The sequence below is a fragment of the Staphylococcus sp. GDX7P312P genome (assembly GCF_008385775.1).
Classification (GTDB): Bacteria; Bacillota; Bacilli; order Staphylococcales; family Staphylococcaceae; genus Staphylococcus; species Staphylococcus haemolyticus.
This window is the reverse complement of the sequence record NZ_VUKI01000030.1, coordinates 1-21,436: the sequence shown is the minus strand read 5'-3', so window position 1 is coordinate 21,436 and position 21,436 is coordinate 1. Positions and strand designations below refer to the sequence as shown.

23 protein-coding genes and 5 pseudogenes are annotated in these 21,436 nt (G+C 31.1%); 15 read left to right on the top strand and 13 right to left on the bottom strand.

Annotated features, from left to right (window positions below):
* Window positions 1–15: 15 nt before the first annotated feature.
* Together F1592_RS09305 and hypR are read right to left on the bottom strand one after the other, a co-directional pair.
* Window positions 16–153, bottom strand: a pseudogene (locus tag F1592_RS09305) (hypothiocyanous acid reductase MerA); the annotation flags it as partial.
* Entirely contained in the window at window positions 140–580 is a 441-nt protein-coding gene (gene hypR, locus F1592_RS09300) for a redox-sensitive transcriptional regulator HypR (protein ID WP_053017133.1), read from the bottom strand. The pseudogene F1592_RS09305 and the gene hypR, both read right to left, overlap by 14 nt.
* A gap of 129 nt (window positions 581–709) precedes the next feature.
* Between hypR and F1592_RS09295 the strand changes: the two genes are divergently transcribed.
* From F1592_RS09295 to F1592_RS09275, 5 genes are all read left to right on the top strand, one after another.
* Window positions 710–1,645 carry an aldo/keto reductase gene (locus tag F1592_RS09295; RefSeq protein ID WP_107609800.1) on the top strand — a complete coding sequence of 312 codons (936 nt, stop codon included), beginning with the start codon at window positions 710–712 and terminating at the stop codon, window positions 1,643–1,645.
* Between the two features lie 244 nt (window positions 1,646–1,889).
* On the top strand, window positions 1,890–2,426 hold the full coding sequence (locus F1592_RS09290; protein WP_053017135.1) for a flavodoxin family protein: 537 nt from the start codon (window positions 1,890–1,892) through the stop codon (window positions 2,424–2,426).
* 115 nt (window positions 2,427–2,541) lie between these two features.
* On the top strand, window positions 2,542–3,018 hold the full coding sequence (locus F1592_RS09285) for a GNAT family N-acetyltransferase (protein ID WP_053017136.1): 477 nt from the start codon (window positions 2,542–2,544) through the stop codon (window positions 3,016–3,018).
* 19 nt (window positions 3,019–3,037) lie between these two features.
* Window positions 3,038–4,354: an HD domain-containing protein gene (locus F1592_RS09280; RefSeq protein WP_172592541.1), complete on the top strand. Its 1,317-nt coding sequence runs from the start codon at window positions 3,038–3,040 to the stop codon at window positions 4,352–4,354.
* 40 nt (window positions 4,355–4,394) lie between these two features.
* The gene (locus F1592_RS09275) at window positions 4,395–4,931 is read left to right on the top strand and encodes a YwhD family protein (RefSeq protein WP_162838998.1); all 537 of its coding nucleotides are present in this window, start codon (window positions 4,395–4,397) and stop codon (window positions 4,929–4,931) included.
* Between the two features lie 263 nt (window positions 4,932–5,194).
* Here F1592_RS09275 and larC read toward each other — a convergent pair whose 3' ends face one another.
* Genes larC through larA form a run of 4 tightly spaced genes read right to left on the bottom strand, consistent with a single transcriptional unit; the run spans window position 5,195 to window position 9,285 of the window.
* Window positions 5,195–6,385 carry a nickel pincer cofactor biosynthesis protein LarC gene (gene larC / locus F1592_RS09270; RefSeq protein WP_053017137.1) on the bottom strand — a complete coding sequence of 397 codons (1,191 nt, stop codon included), beginning with the start codon at window positions 6,383–6,385 and terminating at the stop codon, window positions 5,195–5,197.
* A 15-nt stretch (window positions 6,386–6,400) separates the two neighbouring features.
* On the bottom strand, window positions 6,401–7,159 hold the full coding sequence (gene larB / locus F1592_RS09265; RefSeq protein ID WP_053017138.1) for a nickel pincer cofactor biosynthesis protein LarB: 759 nt from the start codon (window positions 7,157–7,159) through the stop codon (window positions 6,401–6,403).
* A gap of 12 nt (window positions 7,160–7,171) precedes the next feature.
* A complete protein-coding gene (larE, locus tag F1592_RS09260) occupies window positions 7,172–7,999 on the bottom strand; it encodes an ATP-dependent sacrificial sulfur transferase LarE (RefSeq protein WP_053017238.1) in 828 nt (275 codons plus the stop codon).
* 17 nt (window positions 8,000–8,016) lie between these two features.
* The gene (gene larA / locus F1592_RS09255; protein WP_053017139.1) at window positions 8,017–9,285 is read right to left on the bottom strand and encodes a nickel-dependent lactate racemase; all 1,269 of its coding nucleotides are present in this window, start codon (window positions 9,283–9,285) and stop codon (window positions 8,017–8,019) included.
* Window positions 9,286–9,582: 297 nt separating this feature from the next.
* Here larA and adhP point away from each other — a divergent pair, with 297 nt between their 5' ends.
* From adhP to isaB, 3 genes are all read left to right on the top strand, one after another.
* Window positions 9,583–10,593, top strand: a complete 1,011-nt coding sequence (gene adhP / locus F1592_RS09250) for an alcohol dehydrogenase AdhP (RefSeq protein ID WP_053017140.1) — start codon at window positions 9,583–9,585, stop codon at window positions 10,591–10,593.
* A 105-nt stretch (window positions 10,594–10,698) separates the two neighbouring features.
* Window positions 10,699–11,220, top strand: coding sequence for a VOC family protein (locus tag F1592_RS09245; RefSeq protein ID WP_149809547.1), 522 nt, complete (start codon window positions 10,699–10,701; stop codon window positions 11,218–11,220).
* A gap of 257 nt (window positions 11,221–11,477) precedes the next feature.
* A complete protein-coding gene (gene isaB / locus F1592_RS09240) occupies window positions 11,478–12,020 on the top strand; it encodes an immunodominant staphylococcal antigen IsaB family protein (protein ID WP_053017141.1) in 543 nt (180 codons plus the stop codon).
* A gap of 205 nt (window positions 12,021–12,225) precedes the next feature.
* On the opposite strand, the gene F1592_RS09235 is transcribed toward isaB, so the two are convergent.
* The 7 genes and pseudogenes from F1592_RS09235 to F1592_RS09205 form a co-directional block, all read right to left on the bottom strand.
* Window positions 12,226–12,897, bottom strand: coding sequence for a type 1 glutamine amidotransferase (locus F1592_RS09235; protein ID WP_053017142.1), 672 nt, complete (start codon window positions 12,895–12,897; stop codon window positions 12,226–12,228).
* A 431-nt stretch (window positions 12,898–13,328) separates the two neighbouring features.
* Window positions 13,329–14,000, bottom strand: coding sequence for a DUF443 domain-containing protein (locus F1592_RS09230; protein WP_053017143.1), 672 nt, complete (start codon window positions 13,998–14,000; stop codon window positions 13,329–13,331).
* Between the two features lie 45 nt (window positions 14,001–14,045).
* Window positions 14,046–14,621 carry a DUF443 family protein gene (locus F1592_RS09225; protein WP_233643527.1) on the bottom strand — a complete coding sequence of 192 codons (576 nt, stop codon included), beginning with the start codon at window positions 14,619–14,621 and terminating at the stop codon, window positions 14,046–14,048.
* Window positions 14,622–14,728: 107 nt separating this feature from the next.
* Window positions 14,729–14,899, bottom strand: coding sequence for a hypothetical protein (locus F1592_RS09220; RefSeq protein WP_223197234.1), 171 nt, complete (start codon window positions 14,897–14,899; stop codon window positions 14,729–14,731).
* Window positions 14,896–15,681, bottom strand: a complete 786-nt coding sequence (locus tag F1592_RS09215) for a tandem-type lipoprotein (protein WP_053017145.1) — start codon at window positions 15,679–15,681, stop codon at window positions 14,896–14,898. The genes F1592_RS09220 and F1592_RS09215 overlap by 4 nt, the downstream gene beginning before the upstream one ends.
* A 177-nt stretch (window positions 15,682–15,858) precedes the next feature.
* Window positions 15,859–16,317, bottom strand: a pseudogene (locus tag F1592_RS09210) (hypothetical protein); the annotation flags it as partial.
* Window positions 16,314–17,099 (bottom strand): annotated as a pseudogene (locus F1592_RS09205) (tandem-type lipoprotein). The pseudogenes F1592_RS09210 and F1592_RS09205, both read right to left, overlap by 4 nt.
* Window positions 17,100–17,835: 736 nt before the next feature.
* Here F1592_RS09205 and F1592_RS09200 point away from each other — a divergent pair.
* The 7 genes and pseudogenes from F1592_RS09200 to F1592_RS14040 all read left to right on the top strand — a co-directional run.
* Window positions 17,836–18,216 (top strand): hypothetical protein, encoded by a 381-nt coding sequence (locus tag F1592_RS09200; protein WP_053017146.1) that lies wholly within the window; start codon window positions 17,836–17,838, stop codon window positions 18,214–18,216.
* A gap of 12 nt (window positions 18,217–18,228) precedes the next feature.
* Window positions 18,229–18,896 (top strand): annotated as a pseudogene (locus F1592_RS09195) (DUF5079 family protein).
* A 183-nt stretch (window positions 18,897–19,079) separates the two neighbouring features.
* Window positions 19,080–19,214: a hypothetical protein gene (locus F1592_RS13795; protein WP_233643515.1), complete on the top strand. Its 135-nt coding sequence runs from the start codon at window positions 19,080–19,082 to the stop codon at window positions 19,212–19,214.
* 39 nt (window positions 19,215–19,253) lie between these two features.
* Window positions 19,254–19,841: a DUF5080 family protein gene (locus F1592_RS09190; RefSeq protein ID WP_053017148.1), complete on the top strand. Its 588-nt coding sequence runs from the start codon at window positions 19,254–19,256 to the stop codon at window positions 19,839–19,841.
* Window positions 19,842–19,931: 90 nt separating this feature from the next.
* Entirely contained in the window at window positions 19,932–20,426 is a 495-nt protein-coding gene (locus tag F1592_RS09185) for a TIGR01741 family protein (protein WP_053017149.1), read from the top strand.
* 156 nt (window positions 20,427–20,582) lie between these two features.
* Entirely contained in the window at window positions 20,583–21,140 is a 558-nt protein-coding gene (locus F1592_RS09180) for a T6SS immunity protein Tdi1 domain-containing protein (protein WP_053017150.1), read from the top strand.
* 94 nt (window positions 21,141–21,234) lie between these two features.
* Window positions 21,235–21,436: pseudogene (locus F1592_RS14040) on the top strand (DNA/RNA non-specific endonuclease); the annotation flags it as partial.

Genomic DNA, 21,436 nt, shown 5'->3' with positions numbered 1-21,436 from the left:
GAAGTACACACACTATACATTAATGCACGTGCCGCCATAGTTATCTGATGATTGTTCTATTAAAGCGACGTGTTGACCTTGTGATGCCGCGTACTTGGCAAGTGTTTTTCCTGCTTTACCGAAACCAATAACTAATAAATTAAAATGTGTCATTTGATGTGTCCTCCTGAAGTGTATCTTTAATTACGTCGTTAATTGTCAAGTTACGATAAAAGTTGAGCGCTAGTGCAGTTTCTTGCTCTTTGTATTTATTCATAGTGGTTGCGATATTTCTAGAGATTGTACAATGGCTTTCTTCGCTACCAGTAAAAATACGTTGTGTTGGTAATTTATCTAACACGAAAAGTTGATACAGTGTATCTAAGGTGATGGTTGGAGTGTGCGCATTAGCTCGATAGCCACCACCTTTTCCACGAATTGAATCTATATATTGTTGATTATTAAGTGTAGTGGTAACGCGCCTTAGTTGCACAGGATTAAGACAGGTAAGTTCTGCTAAATCCTGGCTATTGAATTGTTCTTCGGAATGCTTAGTAAGAAAGCTTAGCACGTGTACTGCAATGTTGAATTCTAAATTCATAGTATACCGCCTTTAATGTAACTTGATTAGTTACATTAAAATACATTGCTCATCAAAAGTCAATATGAATGTCATAATAAGAAATGGGTAAACTATAAGTAGTTATATAGAATAAAGGAGCGATTATAGATGGCAGATTTAGTACAATTAGGTAAATCAGATGTTCACGTATTTCCAATTGCATTAGGTACAAACGCAGTAGGTGGTCACAATTTATACCCAAATTTAGATGAAGAACAGGGTAAAGATGTTGTACGTAAAGCAATTGAAAACGGTATTACGTTACTAGATACAGCTTATATTTATGGACCTGAACGTTCTGAAGAATTAGTTGGCCAAGTAGTTCAAGAGTATCCTCGTGAACAAGTTCAAATTGCAACGAAAGGTTCACATGTTATTAAAGAAAATGATGAAGTCGTACAAAATAATGATCCAGATTATTTAAAACAGCAAGTTGAGAATAGCTTGAAACGCCTTCAAGTAGATTATATTGATTTATACTACATTCATTTTCCAGATGAAAATACACCGAAAGATAAAGCAGTTGCTGCATTAAAAGAACTTAAAGATGAAGGCAAGATTAAAGCGATAGGCGTGTCTAACTTCTCATTAGAACAACTTAAGGAAGCGAATAAAGATGGTTATGTCGATGTAGTGCAATTAGAATACAACTTATTACATCGTGAAAATGAAGAAGTCATGAAATATGCAGCTGAAAATAATATTACATTTATACCATACTTCCCATTAGCATCAGGCATCTTAGCTGGTAAGTATGAGGAAAATCAAACGTTTGATGATCATCGTGCACCTCGCCGTGATTTCCAACCGAAAGTATTTAATGATAATGTTCGACGAGTGAAACAATTACAAGGCATTGCGGAAGCTCATAACACATCTATTGCTAATGTGGTTCTAGCATTCTACTTAACACGTCCAGCGTTAGATGTGGTGATTCCTGGTGCGAAACGTGCTGAACAAGTTGTGCAAAATATTGAAGCGGCAAATATTCAATTAACAGATGATGAACTGAACAAAATTGATGAATTATTTCCGATTGAATAAAATAAATTAAGGTAAAATTAAATAAAGTAATTGATACTCTTACACCGTTTATATGTGTGTAAGAGTTTTTTATAACTGAAATAAATAGTAATGATTCTTTTTTATTTTTAAAAATACACATATATTACGTGAAATAAGGGTACTAGGCAAATATGTAAAATATTAAGTAAGTATGAAGTGTTTATGTTGTTAACAATGAATAAGGGAATAGTTTTTTAATGTAAATAAAGAGAGAGTGATAAAAATGATTACAGTTTTATTTGGAGGAAGTCGTCCAGAGGGGAATACAGCACAACTTACTAAGTCAGCAGTTGAGGGATTAGATTATAAATGGATTGACTTAACCGATTATCAATTCAATCCTGTAAGAGACTTTCGTCACGAGAATAGAGATATTACAAGCTATAACGATGATTATAAACAGGTCATTGATCAAGTTTTAGAAAGTGATACGGTCATATTTGCATCACCGGTGTATTGGTATAGTGTTTCTGCATCTTTAAAGGCATTTATCGATCATTGGTCTGAAACTTTGATAGACGATAACTACAAGGACTTTAAAGAAAAAATGGCAAAGAAAGATTTTCGACTTATTTTAGTTGGTGGAGACTGCCCTAAAGTGAAAGCTAAGCCATGTATTACTCAAATGAAATATACATTAGATTTTATTGGTGCTGAACTTAATGGATATATAATTGGTACCGCTGAACGTCCAGGTGATATTTCGAAAGATACGTTTGCACTAGAAAGAGCTAAAGAATGGAATGGAACACTAGCGTAAGCCTAATTTAAAAGTATATTAAACTACGCTGATAAATATTCTATATTAAGCGATTGTATAAGTACTGTGATATAATTTCATTATTAATTCCATAGTAAAGTCAGGAGAATCAAGTATGTTTAAAGTCAGAGAAGCTACACCAAATGACGTTGTAGCAATTAGAGATGTTGCTACTAAGGCATGGTATAACACATATTTAAATATTTATGCAGCATCAACAATAAATGAGTTATTAGCTGCTTCTTATAATGAGCAACATTTAAAGAAACGTTTAGAAGAACAACTATTTTTAGTAGCCGAAGATAATGATGAAATTATTGGCTTTGCTAATTTCATTTATGGTAAAGAATTGTATTTGTCTGCGCATTATGTACATCCAGAATCTCAACATAAAGGTTATGGTTCTAGTCTACTTAAGAAAGGATTAGAACAATTTGACGGTAAATATGATGCAGTATTTTTAGAAGTTGATAATAAAAATAAAGATGCAATTCAATACTATCAAAATAATGATTTTGAAATCGTACGTTCTTATCAACCAGAAATGTATGGAGAACAAATGGATTTAGCTTTAATGAAGAGAAGTCTATAAACGCTATGACTATACTGTAATGAGAGGAAGGATTTATTTGACGCAAACACCCTATGTTGAACAGAAATTAGCTGAAGAGAAGGTATTCAAAGACCCTATTCATAAATATATTCACGTCAAAGATCAACTTATTTGGGATCTTATTAAGACAAAAGAGTTTCAACGTTTACGTCGTATTAAGCAACTAGGCACATTATATCTTTCTTTTCATACTGCAGAGCATAGTCGTTTTGGCCATTCTTTAGGTGTATATGAAATCGTGCGACGCATGATTGACGAATCATTTGTGGGACGAGACGCTTGGAACAATGAAGATAGACCATTGGCATTATGTGCAGCATTATTACATGATTTAGGTCATGGTCCATTTTCACATAGTTTTGAAAAGATATTCAATACAGACCATGAAGCCTTTACGCAAGCAATTATTACTGGACCTACTGAAGTTAATGAAGTTTTAAGTCGCGTATCGAGTACTTTTCCTAAAGAAGTTGCAGAAGTAATTAACAAAACGCATCAAAATAAACTTGTAATTTCTATGATTTCATCGCAAATTGATGCTGATCGAATGGACTATTTACAAAGAGATGCTTATTTTACGGGCGTCTCTTATGGCACATTTGATATGGAACGTATTTTACGTTTAATGAGACCATCTAAAGATGAAGTTCTTATTAAAGAGAGTGGAATGCATGCCGTTGAGAACTTTATAATGAGTCGCTATCAAATGTATTGGCAGATATACTTTCATCCGGTAAGTAGAGGCGGAGAAGTATTGTTAAATAATTGTTTGAAACGTGTTAAACAATTGTATAATGAGGGGTACCATTTTAAGATGTACCCAGAAGATTTTGTTCCTTTTTTTGAAGAGAAGGTTACAATTGAGCAATACGTTGATTTAGATGAAGTCGTAGTACTTTATTATTTGAAGAAATGGATACAAGAAGATGATGCAATTCTCAGTGATTTAGCACGTCGTTTTATAAATAGAGACTTATTTAAATATATTCCATTTGATGGTTCAATTATTACTATTACTGAGCTACAAGAGTTGTTCATAGAAGGTAATATTGATCCGAACTATTATTTTGTTAGTGAGGCTTTCTCTGATTTACCATATGATTATGATCGACCTGGTTCTAATAGACAACCAATACATTTATTAAGACGTAATGGTAGTATTAGAGAAATTAGTAGTCAATCACTCGTTATTTCAAGTATTACAGGTATTAATCGTGAAGATTATAAATTATACTATCCTAAAGAAATGATTCTTAATATTGAGAATCCACAAACTAAAGGTTCTATTATTAATCTGCTTAATGAATTGAATTAAGTCATTGAAACTTTATTATATAACGCATAATATAGAGATTATGAATTCAAGTTTTTCGGAGGTGTCATGTGTGTCTGAGAACAAAGGTTTTAAATTTAATATTATCAAGAATGACCCCCTTGACGGGCATAAAGGGACGAATATAGGATCAATTAGTTTAGATAATATTGCACCAGTATTTATAGATGTTGCGAATAAAGAGGCGTTTATAGATATAGGTGGTATGCATGCACGTGCTCAAGTTGAAAAAGGTGTTAAATGGATAAATGACAAATCGGAAGTTGAAGGCGAAGAAGCTAAAGAATATTGGCTTTGCTGGGTGACTACTGAACGTAGTGAGAGTGGTCCATATTATGCTGGTGTTACTGCATGTTATTTATTAGTTAACAAAAGTATACGACGTGGTTATAAAAGTATGCCTGAACATGTTAATATGATGGATAAATCTATGAAACATAAAATTATCATTGACCACATTGGTGAGGAAAATAAAAAAGTTTTAGCAGACTTTTTAAAATCTCATAATGAAGAGATGTGGAATAATTCTAGTGAGGAATTATTCAAAGCTTTTGAATAATATAAACAGTATTAGGAGTAGGACACTACGCTTAAAACAGCCACAGTCTGGGACATAAATAATATAATAATGCTATTTAGCAAATTCGCAGTAGCTGACTGAACTGAGAAGGCGCTTAAATCAAGCTTTTCTCAGTTCTAGTCATCCTTGCGGGGGTGGAACGACGAATTTTAAAAGAATTCTGTCCCACTCCCTGGCTTATTTAATTTAAATAGTATTAAGATCTTTTGTTTCAATTAAATCTGATTATGAATACTCAGTAATTATTTTAAAGGTTCACCAATGTGATATTCACTATCTATCGTGCTCATTACGGTGTTATACACTTGTTGTAATGGTATGTTTTTGTGTTCACTGATTGATTTAATATCTTCAAACTCGGGTTTCATTTTTAAGATTTGCCCATTTTTTAATGCGAATTTGACTTTAATTTGACCATATGGTGTATCTACATCACGAAAGTCTCTTGTTAAAATATGTCTATTCACCGTGTAACTTCGAACGCCTAGGGATGATGTATGTGTTAATACTAAGTTCTCCATGGTTTCTTTATCGTTAACTTTACATAGAACTGTCAATTGAATCGCAGGGCGGTTCTTTTTCATTGTAATGGGTGTATAGTAAACATCCAATGCACCATGATTGAGAGACGTATCCATAAAGTGACCTAACATTTCAGGAGTCATATCATCAATTTGGCACTCTATTACCTGTACTTTGTCGTGAGAAGATTGTTGATTATCTTGAAATTGGATGACACGTAAAACATTTGGGAAATCAAAGTCTTTGTTACCAGCTCCATATCCAATTTCTTGCATAGTTGCAGATGGAAAAGGACCAAATTGTGTGACTAAACTTTTAGCAAATGCAGCTCCTGTAGGTGTAGTTAATTCGCTTTGTACATCAAATTCTGCTAACGGAATATTTTTTAAAATTTCCGCAGTAGCAGGTGCTGGTATTGGATAAATACCATGTGCAATATTAATTTTCCCATTACCTGTAGGGATTGGTGAACAGTAAAGTGTATCGATACCAAGTTGTTCAAGTGCGATACAACCACCTATAATATCTATAATTGAATCCATTGCACCGACCTCGTGAAAATGAACATCTTCTATTGTCATACCATGGATTTTAGCTTCTGCATGAGCGATAGTATTAAAAATAGCTTTACTACGTTGTTTAACACGTTCGGATAATTGACTATCATCTATTAACTTAAAGATATCAGAAGCTTTACGATGATGGTGATGTTCATGAAAATCAATGTTCAATGTCATAGCGTTAATACCCTGTTTAACTTTCTTTTGAAAGTGAAGGGCAAAGTCATCAATAGGTAGTTGTTTTAATTCACTCTCGATTATTTTAGGATCGGCACCTAAGTCAACCAGTGCAGAAAGTAGCATGTCACCAGCAATGCCGGCATGACAATCTAAATATAAAGCATTACTCATAATTGTAGCTCCGTTCTATTGATTTTCTAGCATCTTAATAATCATTGCAGCGTTATAACCTGCGCCAAAACCATTATCTATATTAAGTACACTTGTTCCTGGTGCACATGAATTAATCATTGATAGTAGCGTTGTTATACCATTAAGATTGGCACCGTATCCAACACTAGTAGGTACAGCATAAACAGGGTGATCAACTAAACCACCGACCACACTAGCAAGTGCGCCTTCCATACCAGCAATTACAATCGATACTTTACCATTGCGAATATCCTGGATTTGTTCAAATAGACGATGGATACCAGAAACACCTACATCATAATGACGTTTAACTTGAATACCCATTACTTCAGCTGTGATTGCAGCTTCTTCAGCGATAGGTAAGTCAGATGTGCCGGCACAAAGTATTGAAATATAGTGATGTGATTTTTCAATTGATTCAAGAGAAGTACAGACTATATTTGCTTCGGTATAGTAGTCTAGGTTTGGATGATGTTGTAATACATAAGATGCTTTTTCTGGATTAATACGTGTGACCAAAATCCTATTGTGATGATTAGACAAACTTGTAATAATTTGATTGATTTGTTCTTTTGTTTTACCTTGTCCAAATATTACTTCAGGAAATCCTTGGCGCTTTGCTCTATGTAAATCAATTTTAGCAAAGCCCAATTCGTCATAATGACTGAGTTGGGCTTTAGCTTCATCAATTGATATTTGATTTGATTTTACACCTTCGAGCAAGTCTTCAATAAAGTTAGAATCTTTACTCATGAGTATACGTCCTTATACTAATTTTGTCGCTTTTGTATCAATGACTTCGTTCATACTACCAGTTCTGTATCCTTCTAAATCTACAGTTACATAGTCGAAACCAAGTTCTTTTAAGCGTAATGTAATATTATCTTTATTTTTAATTACAGTTGTTAAGTCATCTTCTGATACTTCAATACGTGCAATATTTTGATGGTAACGTACACGCACATTATTAACGCCTAAACTTAAAATATGTTTTTCAGCTTCATTTACTTTATTCACTTTTGTGAAACTTAATTCTTCACCGTAAGGAATACGTGAAGCCAGGCTACATAAAGCAGGTTTATTCCACACTGGTAAATCGTGTTGTTTACTCAATTCTCTAATTTCTGATTTATATAGTTGTGCTTCTTGTAGCACACTACGTACATCATATTCATCTCTTGCTTTTAAACCTGGGCGGAAATCTTCTAAATCATCCATAATCATTCCGTCTAAGACATAATTGAAACCTAAATCTTCTTTGATTTGAGTTAATTTGCTATACATTAAACGTTTGCTATAATACCAACTTTCAGGTGTGTTTTTAACGATATTGGCATCTTCTAATTCCGCCATTTCAGTTTCCATTACTTCAATACCTAATTCATGACCTAAAGAAATAGCTTGATCAAATTCTTCGTTTCTGAAAAGTTCAGACTTAACAACAACAGGTTTAACATGATCTATACCTAAAACGTCAATAGCTTTTTTAAGTACTAAACTACTATCTACACCACCTGAAAAAGCGATTACTACACTACCCATATCTTCTAATAATTGATTTAATTTGAGTTCTTTATTTTGTAATTCAGTCATATTTATCAATCCTTTCATTATGCTTCATCTTCTACGTAAGGAATAGTTAATGGACCTTGAGGCATAACACCAATACTTAATTTTCTGCCATATTGTTTTTCTAAATCAGCAATTGTTTGTTCGATGTCTGATGTTGGATTCAGCATAGAATCTTTAAGTTGTTGGTCTGTTAGCTCTGAATACACATATACATTTGCGAATGTTTGAATGCTTGCTTGTTTTTGAACTTGCCATTGATCTACTTCTGAAAAGTTAGGATCATGAATCAAGTCTAAAATGCCTTGTGGTGTGTCAGCCATTTTGAATATCTCGGCGAATTTACCATGATCAGGGAAACCATCCGCGCACTCAGATACCATAATGATATTGCCGCCTTCTTTCACAACTTTACTAGCAGCACTCATACCTTTAACGGTTTGATATAAGTTTTGATCAAGAGGGTAGCCGGAATTTGAAGCTATAACGACATCGAAGCGGTCATCACATTTGAACATTGCGTGTTCTTTAACGTAAGCACAGCCTTCTTTATGCGCTTCAAATACATCACCACCAAATGCAGCTGTAATGTGTTTATCTTTATTTAATGCCACATTTAACATGAAGTCTGGTTTGCACATCGTATTGACTTCACGGGCCATATCTTGAACAGGATTATCTTCTAAATTGCCCCATGTTGATCGTGGATCGCCAATCATTTTGGCATTGTGGAAGGTCTTAATGGTTTCAAGACCTGCAATACCAGGCATGATTCCTTTAGGTCCTCCAGAGAATCCGGCAAAGAAATGAGGTTCGATAAAGCCGGTTACAATTTTGAAATCAGATTCGACATAATCTTTATTTAGATAAGCATCACAACCATACTTACTATGTCCAACTTTGACTAAACTTTCTTTTTCATCGCAGTGGTTATGAACAATTTTTACGCTATCAACAATATCTTCACCTAACATTTGAATAAGCTCGTCACGTGTTTGATCACGATGCGTACCCGTACCGTTAATAATTACAAAATTCTCACGTGGAACATGGCTTAATTCCTCAATCAGTAATGGTACTAGAATATGATTAGGTGTTGGTCGAGTGATATCACTAATGACAATTGAGACAATATCATCTTTTTTAACCATTTCTTTGAGTGGTTTAGAGCCAGTTGGTTGTCGCAAAACATTTTGAATTGCTGAAGTATAATCATCTAATGCTTCGATTTTTTTTGGTTCTATTACTGTACTATCATCAGGAACATTGACTTCTACTTCAGACTTCCCGTATAGGACATGTGTTTTCACTGAAAATCCCTCCATAAGTCTTGATGCAATCGTTAATATAAAGTAATTATATAATTGTTATATGTAAAATTATAGCATATCTATATAGAGATTTTTAATGCAATACGTGGAGTTATAATGTGTTGAAAGTAAGTGATATCAGCAATTTGATAAATTTAAGGAAATTGAAACTTAAAGATTTAAAAAAATAAAAAAATTATAGGATAAAGTATTTCCATTTTTGAAAGCGATTGCATATAATAAGTGTAGATTTACAGATTCATCATTAAATGTTAATTGAACAAGGAGTGATTTACCATGAAGGCAGCAGTAGTAACACATGATCACAAAGTGAGTGTAGAAGATAAAGAAGTACGTGACTTGAAACCCGGTGAAGCTTTAGTTCAAACGGAATATTGTGGTGTATGTCATACAGATTTACACGTTAAAAATGCAGACTTTGGTGATGTTACAGGTGTAACATTGGGCCATGAAGGTATTGGGCGTGTCATTAAAGTTGGTGAGGGCGTTGAATCTCTTAAAGAAGGGGATCGCGTTTCGATTGCTTGGATGTTCGAAAGTTGTGGACATTGTGAATACTGTACGACAGGTCGTGAAACATTATGCCGTGATGTTAAGAACGCGGGGTATACAGTAGATGGTGCTATGGCTGAACAAGTTATTGTTACAGCTGATTATGCAGTAAAAGTGCCTGAGAACTTAGATCCTGCAGCAGCATCTTCAATTACATGTGCTGGTGTAACGACTTATAAAGCTGTAAAAGTAAGTAATATTAAACCAGGTCAATGGATTGGTGTATTTGGTATTGGCGGCTTAGGTAACTTAGCTTTGCAATACGCTAAAAATGTATTTAACGCTAAAGTTGTGGCATTTGACATTAGTGATGAAAAATTAGATTTCGCTAAAGAATTAGGTGCTGATGCCGTTGTTAATACTAAGAACCAAGATGCCATTGAAGAAGTAAATAAATTAACTGATGACAAAGGATTAGACGCAACAGTTATTACAGCTGTAGCTAAAACACCATTTAACCAAGCGGTTGATGTTGTGAAAGCAGGCGCACGAGTGGTAGCAGTAGGTTTACCTGTTGAAAAAATGGACTTAGAAATCCCTCGTTTAGTGTTAGATGGTATTGAGGTTGTAGGTTCATTAGTAGGTACGCGTCAAGACTTAAAAGAAGCGTTCCAATTTGCGGCTGAAGGAAAAGTAGTTCCTAAAGTGCAAACACGTGAATTAGAAGAAATTAATGATATCTTTGAAGAAATGGAACAAGGTACAATTACTGGACGTATGGTAATTAAATTTTAATAAATACTATAAATAGTCGAGAGAGTGAGTTCAATTTGAATTCACTCTCTTTTTATTTCCATTAATTTAGGGTAAACAAATATTGAAAGAGAAAGGAAGATGTTTATGAGTCATATTAAAGGTATCAATCATATTGGTTTAACAGTACTAGATATTGAAGAAGCAACAACATTTTTAAAAGAAGCATTCGGCGCAAAAATTGCATACGATGCATTAACTTACGAAGATGAACCGAGAGAGGGCGTAGAAGTTGAACGTATGTTAGGTTTATCGAAAGGTGCTAGAATTGTACGTCAAAGAATGATTGTCATTGGAAATAGTCCAAATATTGAAATGTTCGAAGTAGAAAGTAATAATCAAAAAGATCCACTTAAGTTAGAGGATTTAGGATTTAATCATATCTCATTAATGGTGGATGGCATTGAAGATGTACTAGAAGATGCTAGACGTGCAGGTGCTCAACCTTTATCTGAAACACATGATAATTCAACTTATGAAGATTCAGAAGGTAGTAAAAGTGTTTACGTTAAAGCACCATTTAATGCCTTAATTGAATTACAAGCTATACCAAATGGTTATTATTATCCTGAAGATAGTGAAGCTAAAGTGTTTATACCAGGGGAGTAATATGGCCATTTGCAACTACTTAACTACTTGAAATTTTAAAAGCTATTCTATAAATAATATGGGATAGCTTTATTTTGTGTATGAAGATATTTAGTTTATTAGCGTTTATCCTAGATTGCAATAATAGTTATTAACAAACTGAAAATATTTATAATTAATGTAAAATTGCATTTTAAGTAATATTGTTGTAATATTGTAATCGAATCGTAACATGTTAAATGCAAGGCGATTCGATTAAAAATGAGAGGAAGATTCATATGAATAGAACTGCCAAAGCAATTGTTAGTGCAACTTTAGCCATGGGAACAGTATTCGGAGTCGGAGCCTCAGTAGAACAACCACATCATAATCAAGCACATGCAGCTACTACACCATATTATACGTATAGTGGCTACGTTAATAACGATGGGTCATTTTTATTAAACAAGACATTTAAAAATGCTGTTAAGTATGGAAATGTTACTTTTAATGGAACGAAAATTGTGCCTCAATCAGGTACTAGCAGTAAATTGAATAATTTCAGTAAGTACGATCAATCATTCTTCTCAGTGAAGTCCGGGAAAAAGACTGCAACATCTGTCCAAATTAAAGTGAATAACGTAACTATTAAACAATTAAAATCTGTATATGGTAAAGATTTAGTAGAGCAAGCAGATGTTCACGGTCATAAAAATCCTAATACTGATGCATACAAATTAGTTGGCGGTCAAAATGGTAATTATCATACGCCAGTAACATTTGTACAAAAGAACGGTAAAGTTCAATCAGTTAATATTGGATTTGAAGGCTCAGGGGCTTAGAATGTGTGTAAAACATAATGTCCATAAATAGTTGAAGTAACTACGTTTTTCTATAATTTAGTTAAAATGGAAACTAGCATAGATGCAGAAATCCCCTCACTATTGGTGTAGTGAGGGAATTTGTCAGTGTGGCTAAAGTCGCATGTTTTTAATTATTAATATTTTATTTTTTGAAGTGATTGTGTGAAAAATACTTAAAATTAGTCTATCTACCAGTTATATGATCAAGTAATTTAAACATAACTTCTTTATTCTCTTTAGGAACTTCGCGTTCAATAATTTCTTGTGGAGTTTGGTTTAATACAGAATCAACCGCATAAGAAAAATCATTAGTTACAATTTCTTTAACTTCAAAAGGCCCTGGTTCGAAATGGAATTGCAAACCAATAACATTGTTATTTAACAAAAACCCTTGATTAGTTAAATATTCACTAGAGAAAAGTAATTCAGCATTTTTAGGTATTTGGAACATTTCTTCATGCCAATGCAATGCCATTAATTCTTTTGGTAAGTCTGGTATTGTATTTGTTTCAAGATATACCTTATCCCAACCCACTTCTTTTACCGGTGACTTGCTTACTGTATACCCAATTGCTTTCGTTATTTGTTGAGCACCAAAACAAGCACCAAATATTGGCTTTTTCTCTTTTAACAATACTCTTATCAATTCTCTTTCTTTAAGAATCCAATCATCTAAATCATTCGGACTCATAGGACCGCCTAAAATGATAAGTAAATCTGTTTCTTCTGCTTTCGGTAGAATACCATTATAAAAATAAGGGTGATAAATATATAAATCATGCCCATTCTCTTTAGCCCAATCTCCAATAGCGCCTACACCTTCATTAGGTGTGTGTTGTAAAACGTTGATTCTCATTTCCTCAACTCCTTAAAATAATAACTAATTATACAGTAGGATATCTTTTATTACTATGGTTTAGTTATTTATTGATGATGAGCATGAAAATACATAGTTACTTACTAACCATCTTACGAAAATGTCGTATTTGTATAAACTCAAACTTATAACTATTAGTGTAGTAAAGGAAGGGTATGTAGTTAAGTCATCTTTTAGTCATTACATCTGTGACGTCAATAAAGTTTTGACATCATGGTTGTATGTTGTAGATAGTAAAATTGAGATTTTTAATAGTAAATTCGAAATAAAAGAAGTTACTTTTTTGACCCGAATTGATAATCATTAACTTTTGAGAACCTTCTTTTAAATATATAATGCTCCCATTGTTTCCATTTTATCTCAATTATCTTTACTTTAATTTTAGATTGATTCAAGTTTGATATGCTTATTTACTCTGATTGACTTAACTTACTTATAATTACCTCTTCGTTGTCATATGTAATGAGGTTCATTAATGAAAACATGAAAAATATTAAGGGACTTCCTATATAAATCATAAGATTGTTTTCAACACCCAAAATAAGTCCTATCATTAATAATGAGAACAGTAGAAACATTAAATATGATCCAATTACGAAAAACATATGTTTTAACTTGGGTCTAACAATACATTTAATTATAAGAGTTTTATTTGATTTTAGTTTTAAATCCCATTTTTTTCTCAAAGATCCTCTAATAAAAATGATTACAAGCATCGTCACTATAACAATTAACGAATTAATAAATTGGTTAGAGGGTATATCCATCAAATCCATAAATGGTCTCATTAAAGTAGCTATTAATACACTACCACCACCAGAAACACATCCTATATTTTTTGCTTGTTCTTTATTATTATTGTCGTCATATTCAATTTCATTTAATTTATCATTTGAAACTTCTATTAGTTCTTTTTTTAATATCCAATTCAATGGTGGGAATAAATATGTAAAGTAATTTGATTCCAAGTCAATGAGATATTTTTTCTGGTTTAGTTCAATCAATTTATATCTAGGATTTTTATGGATTCGATACATCTTTACTCTAAATCTTTGATTATCATTTGAATTATAAGTACTCATTGTAATCTCTTCCTTATTTTTTCCCTAAAAATATTTTGAAATGATTTAAGAATTACTTTTAATCTTACCAATTTTACCTGTAATTTCTGTTTGAGCATATAACAACACATTTTGAAATAAGATAAACGATAGTACTAGCATAATGCCAAGTAGATATATAAAGTTTGATTGATTTTGTATTATAAAACCGAATACCAAAGCTAATATTATAAAACTCAAAATAAAATTTATTATAATGTTTTTAAAGAACTCTTTAAAGTTTGGCCAAACAAAAGCGCTCATTCTATTTTTACTCATACGAATCTCAAATTCCTTTTTCTTTTTTCTATCAATAATTTCTTTTAAAGTAATTAATGGAATTATTGCTATTAATACTAAAATAATATTTAGTAACAAGGTAGTAGTAAAATTCATATAATCTAAAATAGGCTTTGTTAAAGTAGCAAACAAGACCCCGACACCTGTTCCTATACTCCCCAATGCATTATTTTTATTTTCATTTATATGATTTGTTCTCATATTACCTAATGTATTTTTATCGATTTCAATCAAAACTTGTCTTGTGAAATAATTCAACAATGGAAATATATATGTTAATTTATTTCGATTCAAATCAATAATAAAGTATCTATTTTTATAATGTATTAGTTTAAATTTACTATTTTTTTCGACAGTTTCTATTGTTATTTTATCGATTATTAATCACATTCTTTCTAAATTAAAATATTTTAAAAAGCTTTCATTGAATTTAAAGAATTAGTAACTGTAGTAATTGATTGACCTACTTTTTTTCTAATATGATTAGAAGTATCTTCTATTGTATCAGAAACATGATTTACTGTTTCTTCAGAGTTACTTGTTATATTGCCAGAGTTTATTTGATATTCAGTTTGACTCACGATTTATCATCCTCACTTGGAGTGAATTGTACCGAATCTGTAAAATAGACGTTTTCTTCTTTGTTTTCAATAAAGGTAAATTCTAGTTTTTTAGACCCTACGGATGAGCCTTTTAAATCTCCATCACCTTTCAACAATAGTTTCGGTGCTTGTTTCGTTGGTATATCATATCTTTTTCTTAATTGTTGGACATTATAATCATCATTACTTAATTGATATTTTGCGGAATAACTTGGTACGTTTGGATTGTATGAAATATCTCCATTTTTATAATCGTTAATATCTTTAAAATTGCCATATTGTACAAAAAACTTAAAGTTTTCGATTTCTTTTTTCAACTTGTCATCCGATATGGGTTTCGTTGGTATAATTTGATTATGTTCCATTTTGACTGGATATCTCTTTTCATCATCCTTCGGTCTGCCGTCACTATAATATGTTGTCTCACTTATAAAATAATATCCTTTTGTGGTTCTAGTATTGCGGTTGATATAGAGCACCATTCCTCTTGTTTCCATATTCTTCCCTTTTGGTTCAATAGTTAATTCAGAATGAACAATCCAAGTACCTTTATCTTTTTTATCAAATTCTTGGTCTCGATAGCCTTCTTTATCGTAAAAATCATCGAGATTCTTGGTTGGATATACACTTAATGTTTTATTAAAGGCTTCTTTAATTTGAGCGTTTCGACCATTTGTTTTTGTCATAATGACACAACCTCCAATCAATATAATGAGTAATACCAAACCTATACCGAGAATTAATTTCTTTGAATGGCGCATCCCTTCACTTCCTTATCCTTTTATTTATGGCATAACATGCTTTCTTTTCTTTGTTATTTTGAGATTGATACAGTGCTTTTAGAAATCAAGATAATGTTTTTTACTAAGTTCGTGCGTTAAATGAAATTATACGCGCTTAAAATAAACTAGAGGAGATATCCGAATGTATCAAACCACTTTTTTGATATTTTTAATAAAGTCTTGTGTATCTTTAAAATGTGTATCTTTATCGTTAACGAAATGGAGTCCAATATTGACATCTGCCCCAATATCTTTGAGCGTTTCATTCATGTCAATAGTGTCTTGAGGGGAACGAAAACCTAATGATTCTCGTAACATAGCGCCTTTGTGTACATTAGTACCTGTCATACCTAAAGTAACTTTGCCTGTGTCTTTATTTAAAAAGGAGCTTGTGGTCGTCCCTGTTTTCGGGTCTGTATAACTTTTAAGATATGAAAGATTTTTAGGGAATTGATTTCGTCCTTGTAATTTTTCTATTTGGTCATTAATTTTACCTTTTTTTAAACCGCTATTATTTGCGTTTTCTATTTCATAACTGAGTTTAGATACTACGCTTGTCTCTTCTGAGTTACCTTTAATATTGCCAGATTTTATTTGATATTCTGTTTGACTCATGATTCATCATCCTCGCTTGGAGTAAATTGTACAGAATCAGAAAAATAGATATTTTCTTCTTTATTTTCGACAAAGGTAAATTCAAGACTTTTAGATCCTACGGATGAGCCTTTTAAGTCGCCGTCACCTTTCAACAATAGTTTTGGTGCTTGTTTCGTTGGAATATTATATCATTTTCTTAACTGTTGGACATTATAATCATCATTATTCAACTGATAATTTGCGGAATAACTTGGCACATTAGGATTATATGAAATATCACCATTTTTATAATCTTTAAAATCTTTAAAGTTGCCATATTGCACAAAAAATTTGAAGTTTTCAATCTCTTTTTTTAACTTGTCATCCGATATAGGCTTTGTTGGAATAATTTGATTATGTTCCATCTTGACAGGATATTTTTTTTCTTCACTACGTGAATATCCTTTACTATCTTCAGTTATTTCTCTAACAACATAATTACCTTTTGTTGTTCTAGTATTACGATTGATGAAGAGTACCATTCCTCTCGTTTCCATATTCTTGCCTTTTGGTTCAATAGTCAATTCAGAGTTGATTATCCAAGTCCCTTTATCTCCTTTATCAAATTCTTGATCTCGAAAGCCTTCTTTATCGTAAAAATCATCGAGATTCTTGGTTGGATATACACTTAATGTTTTATTAAAGGCTTCTTTAATTTGAGCGTTTCGACCATTTGTTTTTGTCATAATAATACAACCTCCAATCAATATAATAAGTAATACCAAACATATACCAAGAATTAATTTCTTTGAATGGCGCATCCCTTCACATCCTTACCGTTTTATTTATAGCATAACATGCTTTCATTTCTTTAAAATATTTTTAAAATCTCATGTTGTTTTAATCAAAATAACTCTCAAATTGGACAAACCACAAAGTATTAAGACTACATCCATTTGATAGTATTTTAGCTTCTTTCAAAAGAACAAATTATATCAAGCTAAGTCATTCACATATTTTATCAATTTTTAATGTATGAAATTATAAGAATCGAATTCAAAAGTAGATATTGAACGTGTTGAAACAAAAACAATCTTGTAAAGAACGTAAAATGGTATTCACTAACAATATAAAAAGATTTAACCAAATTACAGGAATGAAGACGAAGTACGAATATTACTTAATGAATGTCCTAAATATTGTAATTGTAATAGCTATTAGATTGTATTGAGACATAATAGGCGTATTTGATCGAGAAAGTAAAATTTTGACACGTACAGACGATCAATCAATTATTGAACATAAAATTTTTGAGCAATAATTCATTAAAGTGAAAGATCAATTTGGTGAACAAGGATTAAAACCACAAGAAATATACTATAAATAATCAAGAATATAAAAAATTAAAAGTAATAGAGGATGTTTATAAGGGTATAAATGAGTAACAAAGTTGCAATAAGACTATAAATTTCTCAGAAAAGAAGTGAAAAAAGTGACAAAAACATAGAATTAACAGGATTAAATGAAGGTATAAGAGGTGTAACCAAAGATTTTAAAATGAAAAATAATTTAGGTGATTTAGGAAAATTAATAAAAATGGGAGGTAAAGCATTAAAACCATTAGCAGCTATTACTGCTATAACAGATAATATGAGTAAAGATTCACTGCAAGAAAAATTAGTAGGTGCAGGAGAGGACTTATCAATCTTAGGAGGAAGTGCAGCAGCAGGAACGGCTATACCAGTTCCTGTAGTTGGGACATTAGTAGGAGCTGTGGCAGGGATTGGTATAGGATTAATTGGAGACGTAAAATATAAAGATAAAACAGTGAAAGATTATGTGAAAGATGGAATAAATAATTCTCTAAATAATGGAAAAAATTTCATTGGAGATTCTTGGAAAGGTGCAACGAAAGGAATAAAATCAGTATTTTCATAGGAGGTTTTAATAATGGATAAAGAAAATTTACAAATTTTAAGTATAAATAATATTAAAAATTCTTATTTAATAGGTTTTGCATTAGTAAATTTTATAATATTTGCATTTTATATATTTTTATATTGCTTTATTGGTATGGAGGGAAGAGTCCCTAATTATATGAAAATATATTTAACTATATCATTATTGTTATGGCTCATATTATATTTACAAGAAAAAGGAAAAATATTGGATAATTTTAATAGAAATAACTATAAGAGAAGAGTGTGTACCTATATGCTAATTAATATATTAGCCGGATATAATATTCCTTTTTGATAAGTTCAGCTGATATTTTTTATTATTCAGGTGTAGATGGAGATGCGTTTAAATATTGGATTATAATTGCAGGTATAATTCTAATTTCTATTACAGGGTTATTTATATTTTGCTATTCAGAATTTGAAATGTTTGGAAATAAGCAAAATGTAATATTAAAAATCTTAGGAGTTTTCTTAGTATTATTATCATTTATTGCTTTAATATATATTTCATTTGTTTCTCCTAGTGACTCAGGTGAAAGTAAAGTTATTTGGGTAGGTTGTTTCTTTTTGTTTGGTGTCCACATAATAATGGTACGAGTATTTTTCTATTTAGCAGTTTTAATCGATGACATTAAAGAAGATGGGATGAAATTATAATAGAATTAGGTATGAATGTAATGCCGTATTTCGTCAAAATAACATTTGAAATTAATAAAGAAGAAAACTGGTTAGAAGGTTTAGATACAGTAAATGAATTTTATTATTTATAACTATAAATAGCTAACAGGACCTATAATATTTCAAAGGGAGCTTATTAGGATTAATGAATATCAGAATACAGTGTTTATTTCTTTAAATGACAGGTTACAACATATCTCTGAATTAAACATAGAATATATTGATACGTTGAAAATTTACCCTACTCTATCAAAAAATGTTTTATTAGTGGGCGATGTAAAGGTTGATGTGAAATAAAAGCAAAGGTATATGAGAATAATTAAGGAAGTGTAAGTATTGGTTTATTTTGTACTGATTGGAGTATTTATTATATTTTATTTAGCTCTATTTGACAGTCTTCTGAAATCTGAAAATTTTTCAATTTTATCTATTTTTTTGGATTTTGTTATTGTAATAATGTTGATTATTTTTCATTTTATTGGAAATAAACTTACAGGAAATAATTTAAGTAATTATGTAGCATTTACTTTAATTGGTTCATTTGTGTATATGTATTATGCAATTAAGAATTTTTGGACAAAGCCAAAAGTTCTTAATTATCTAATTAATAAAGAAGAAAATGTAAATCAAGAAGATATAGAATATCAAAAGTTAGACTTACAAATTTCAAAAATTAAATCTGTTTACTACTTTTTAATTGCTGTCGTACTTTTAATACTTACGAAAATACATATTGTTAGTGAAATTAAAGAAGACATTTTGTCGATGAATCCTGTTTTTATTTTTCTTGGAATGATTATTATAGTTATCTGGCTAATAATGGACTTGTATAGAAAGAAAAAATATGGCATTTTTTTATTTAAATCATTAATTCCTATTGTCGTGACTATATGGATCATAATGTCATCTGTATTATTATATTAACGTAATTATATATAACTTTTTGTCAAATTATTTAAATGAGAATATTAAAAATGGAGAAAAATTAATAAATAATTTTCAGGAGGAATAGCAATGGTTTTTGAAGAACAAGTAAGTAAGCTTTATAATGAAATCGCAAATAAAATCAATGAAATGATACCAGCAGAATGGGAACAGGTGTATACAATGGCTTATATAGATGAAGAAGGAGGAGAAGTATTTTTTAATTATACTAAACTGAATAGTGATGACTTACATTACTATACTGATATTCCTAAAGATTATAATGTTTCAGAAAAGATATTTAGTAAGTTATCTTTTACTCTCTATAAATTATTTAAAAAACTCAGAGAGCTATTCAGAGATTCAAATCAAGAACCATGGACATCATGTGAATTTGATTTTAATAATGAAGGTAAATTAAACGTGTCCTTTGATTATATCGATTGGAAAAATTCAGAATTTGGACCTTTAGCTAAAGAAAATTATTATGAATACAAAAAATTCGGTATGATTCCTGAATATGAATATGAAAGAGAAGAAATTAAAGAAATAGAACAATTCATTAAAAAACAAGAAGAAGAGTAAAATTAAGTGAAGAAAGACTAAGCAATGTAAAAGTTACTTAGTTTTTTACAAAGAAAAGCAACCTTTATAATTACTTACAAATTTTAATGGAAATATAGCTTTAACTATAATATTTTGAAGTAAATTTAAATATTTTACTGGATCAGGTAGGGTAATATGATTGAAATCAACGATTTTAAAAAGATAGAAGATGTACCACGAGAAGTTATCGAAAAATATGAAAGTGTAATATCTGATAAAGTTATAGAATTTTGGAAAAGATATGGATTAGGTACATTTTTTGAAGGCTTTATGAAAAGTATAAATCCAGAAGAGTATACAGATTTGATGGGGTACGGAACACAATTCTATAAGGAAGCTATACCACTATTTGTAACTGGATTAGGAGACATCATTTATGTAGAAAAAGAAGATGGATTTATGGGAATTTTAAAATTCCGATATAAAAGTACTACTATGTTATTAAAGAATTTTGACTATACACTGGATTTGATTATTGACAAAGAGGATGATGAGCTCTGTAAGGAATATATTGAACCTCAAATGTATTTCGAAGCATTAAAAACAAAAGAAGCACCAGCTTATGATGAATGCTTTGGATATGTACCTATATTACCCTTAGGTGGTAAAGAAGTAGTAGAGCATATGGATACAGTAAAAATACGAGAACATATCCTATTAATTACAGAATTAACTGGGCCAATTAATGACTAAAACTTAAGAATTTTATCATAAATAAAGTTGTAGGTATTTACATTTGGAAGTTAAGCAATGAAAATAGCTTAACTTCCTTTTTTGAAAACTATAAAATTATGTTCATTATCGAGAAGACTCAGATCCTACAAAGGTTGAACATGGTGACCATTATGTACGTAGATTCATGAATTGTAAAAAATTAAAAGCCAACATCTAATATACAACACCTCATGGACAAGTAAATCGCACGGATAACAAAGGACGTATTAAAGAAGTATATGCGGAGGATCTATCACTACAAGATGGTGGACGTA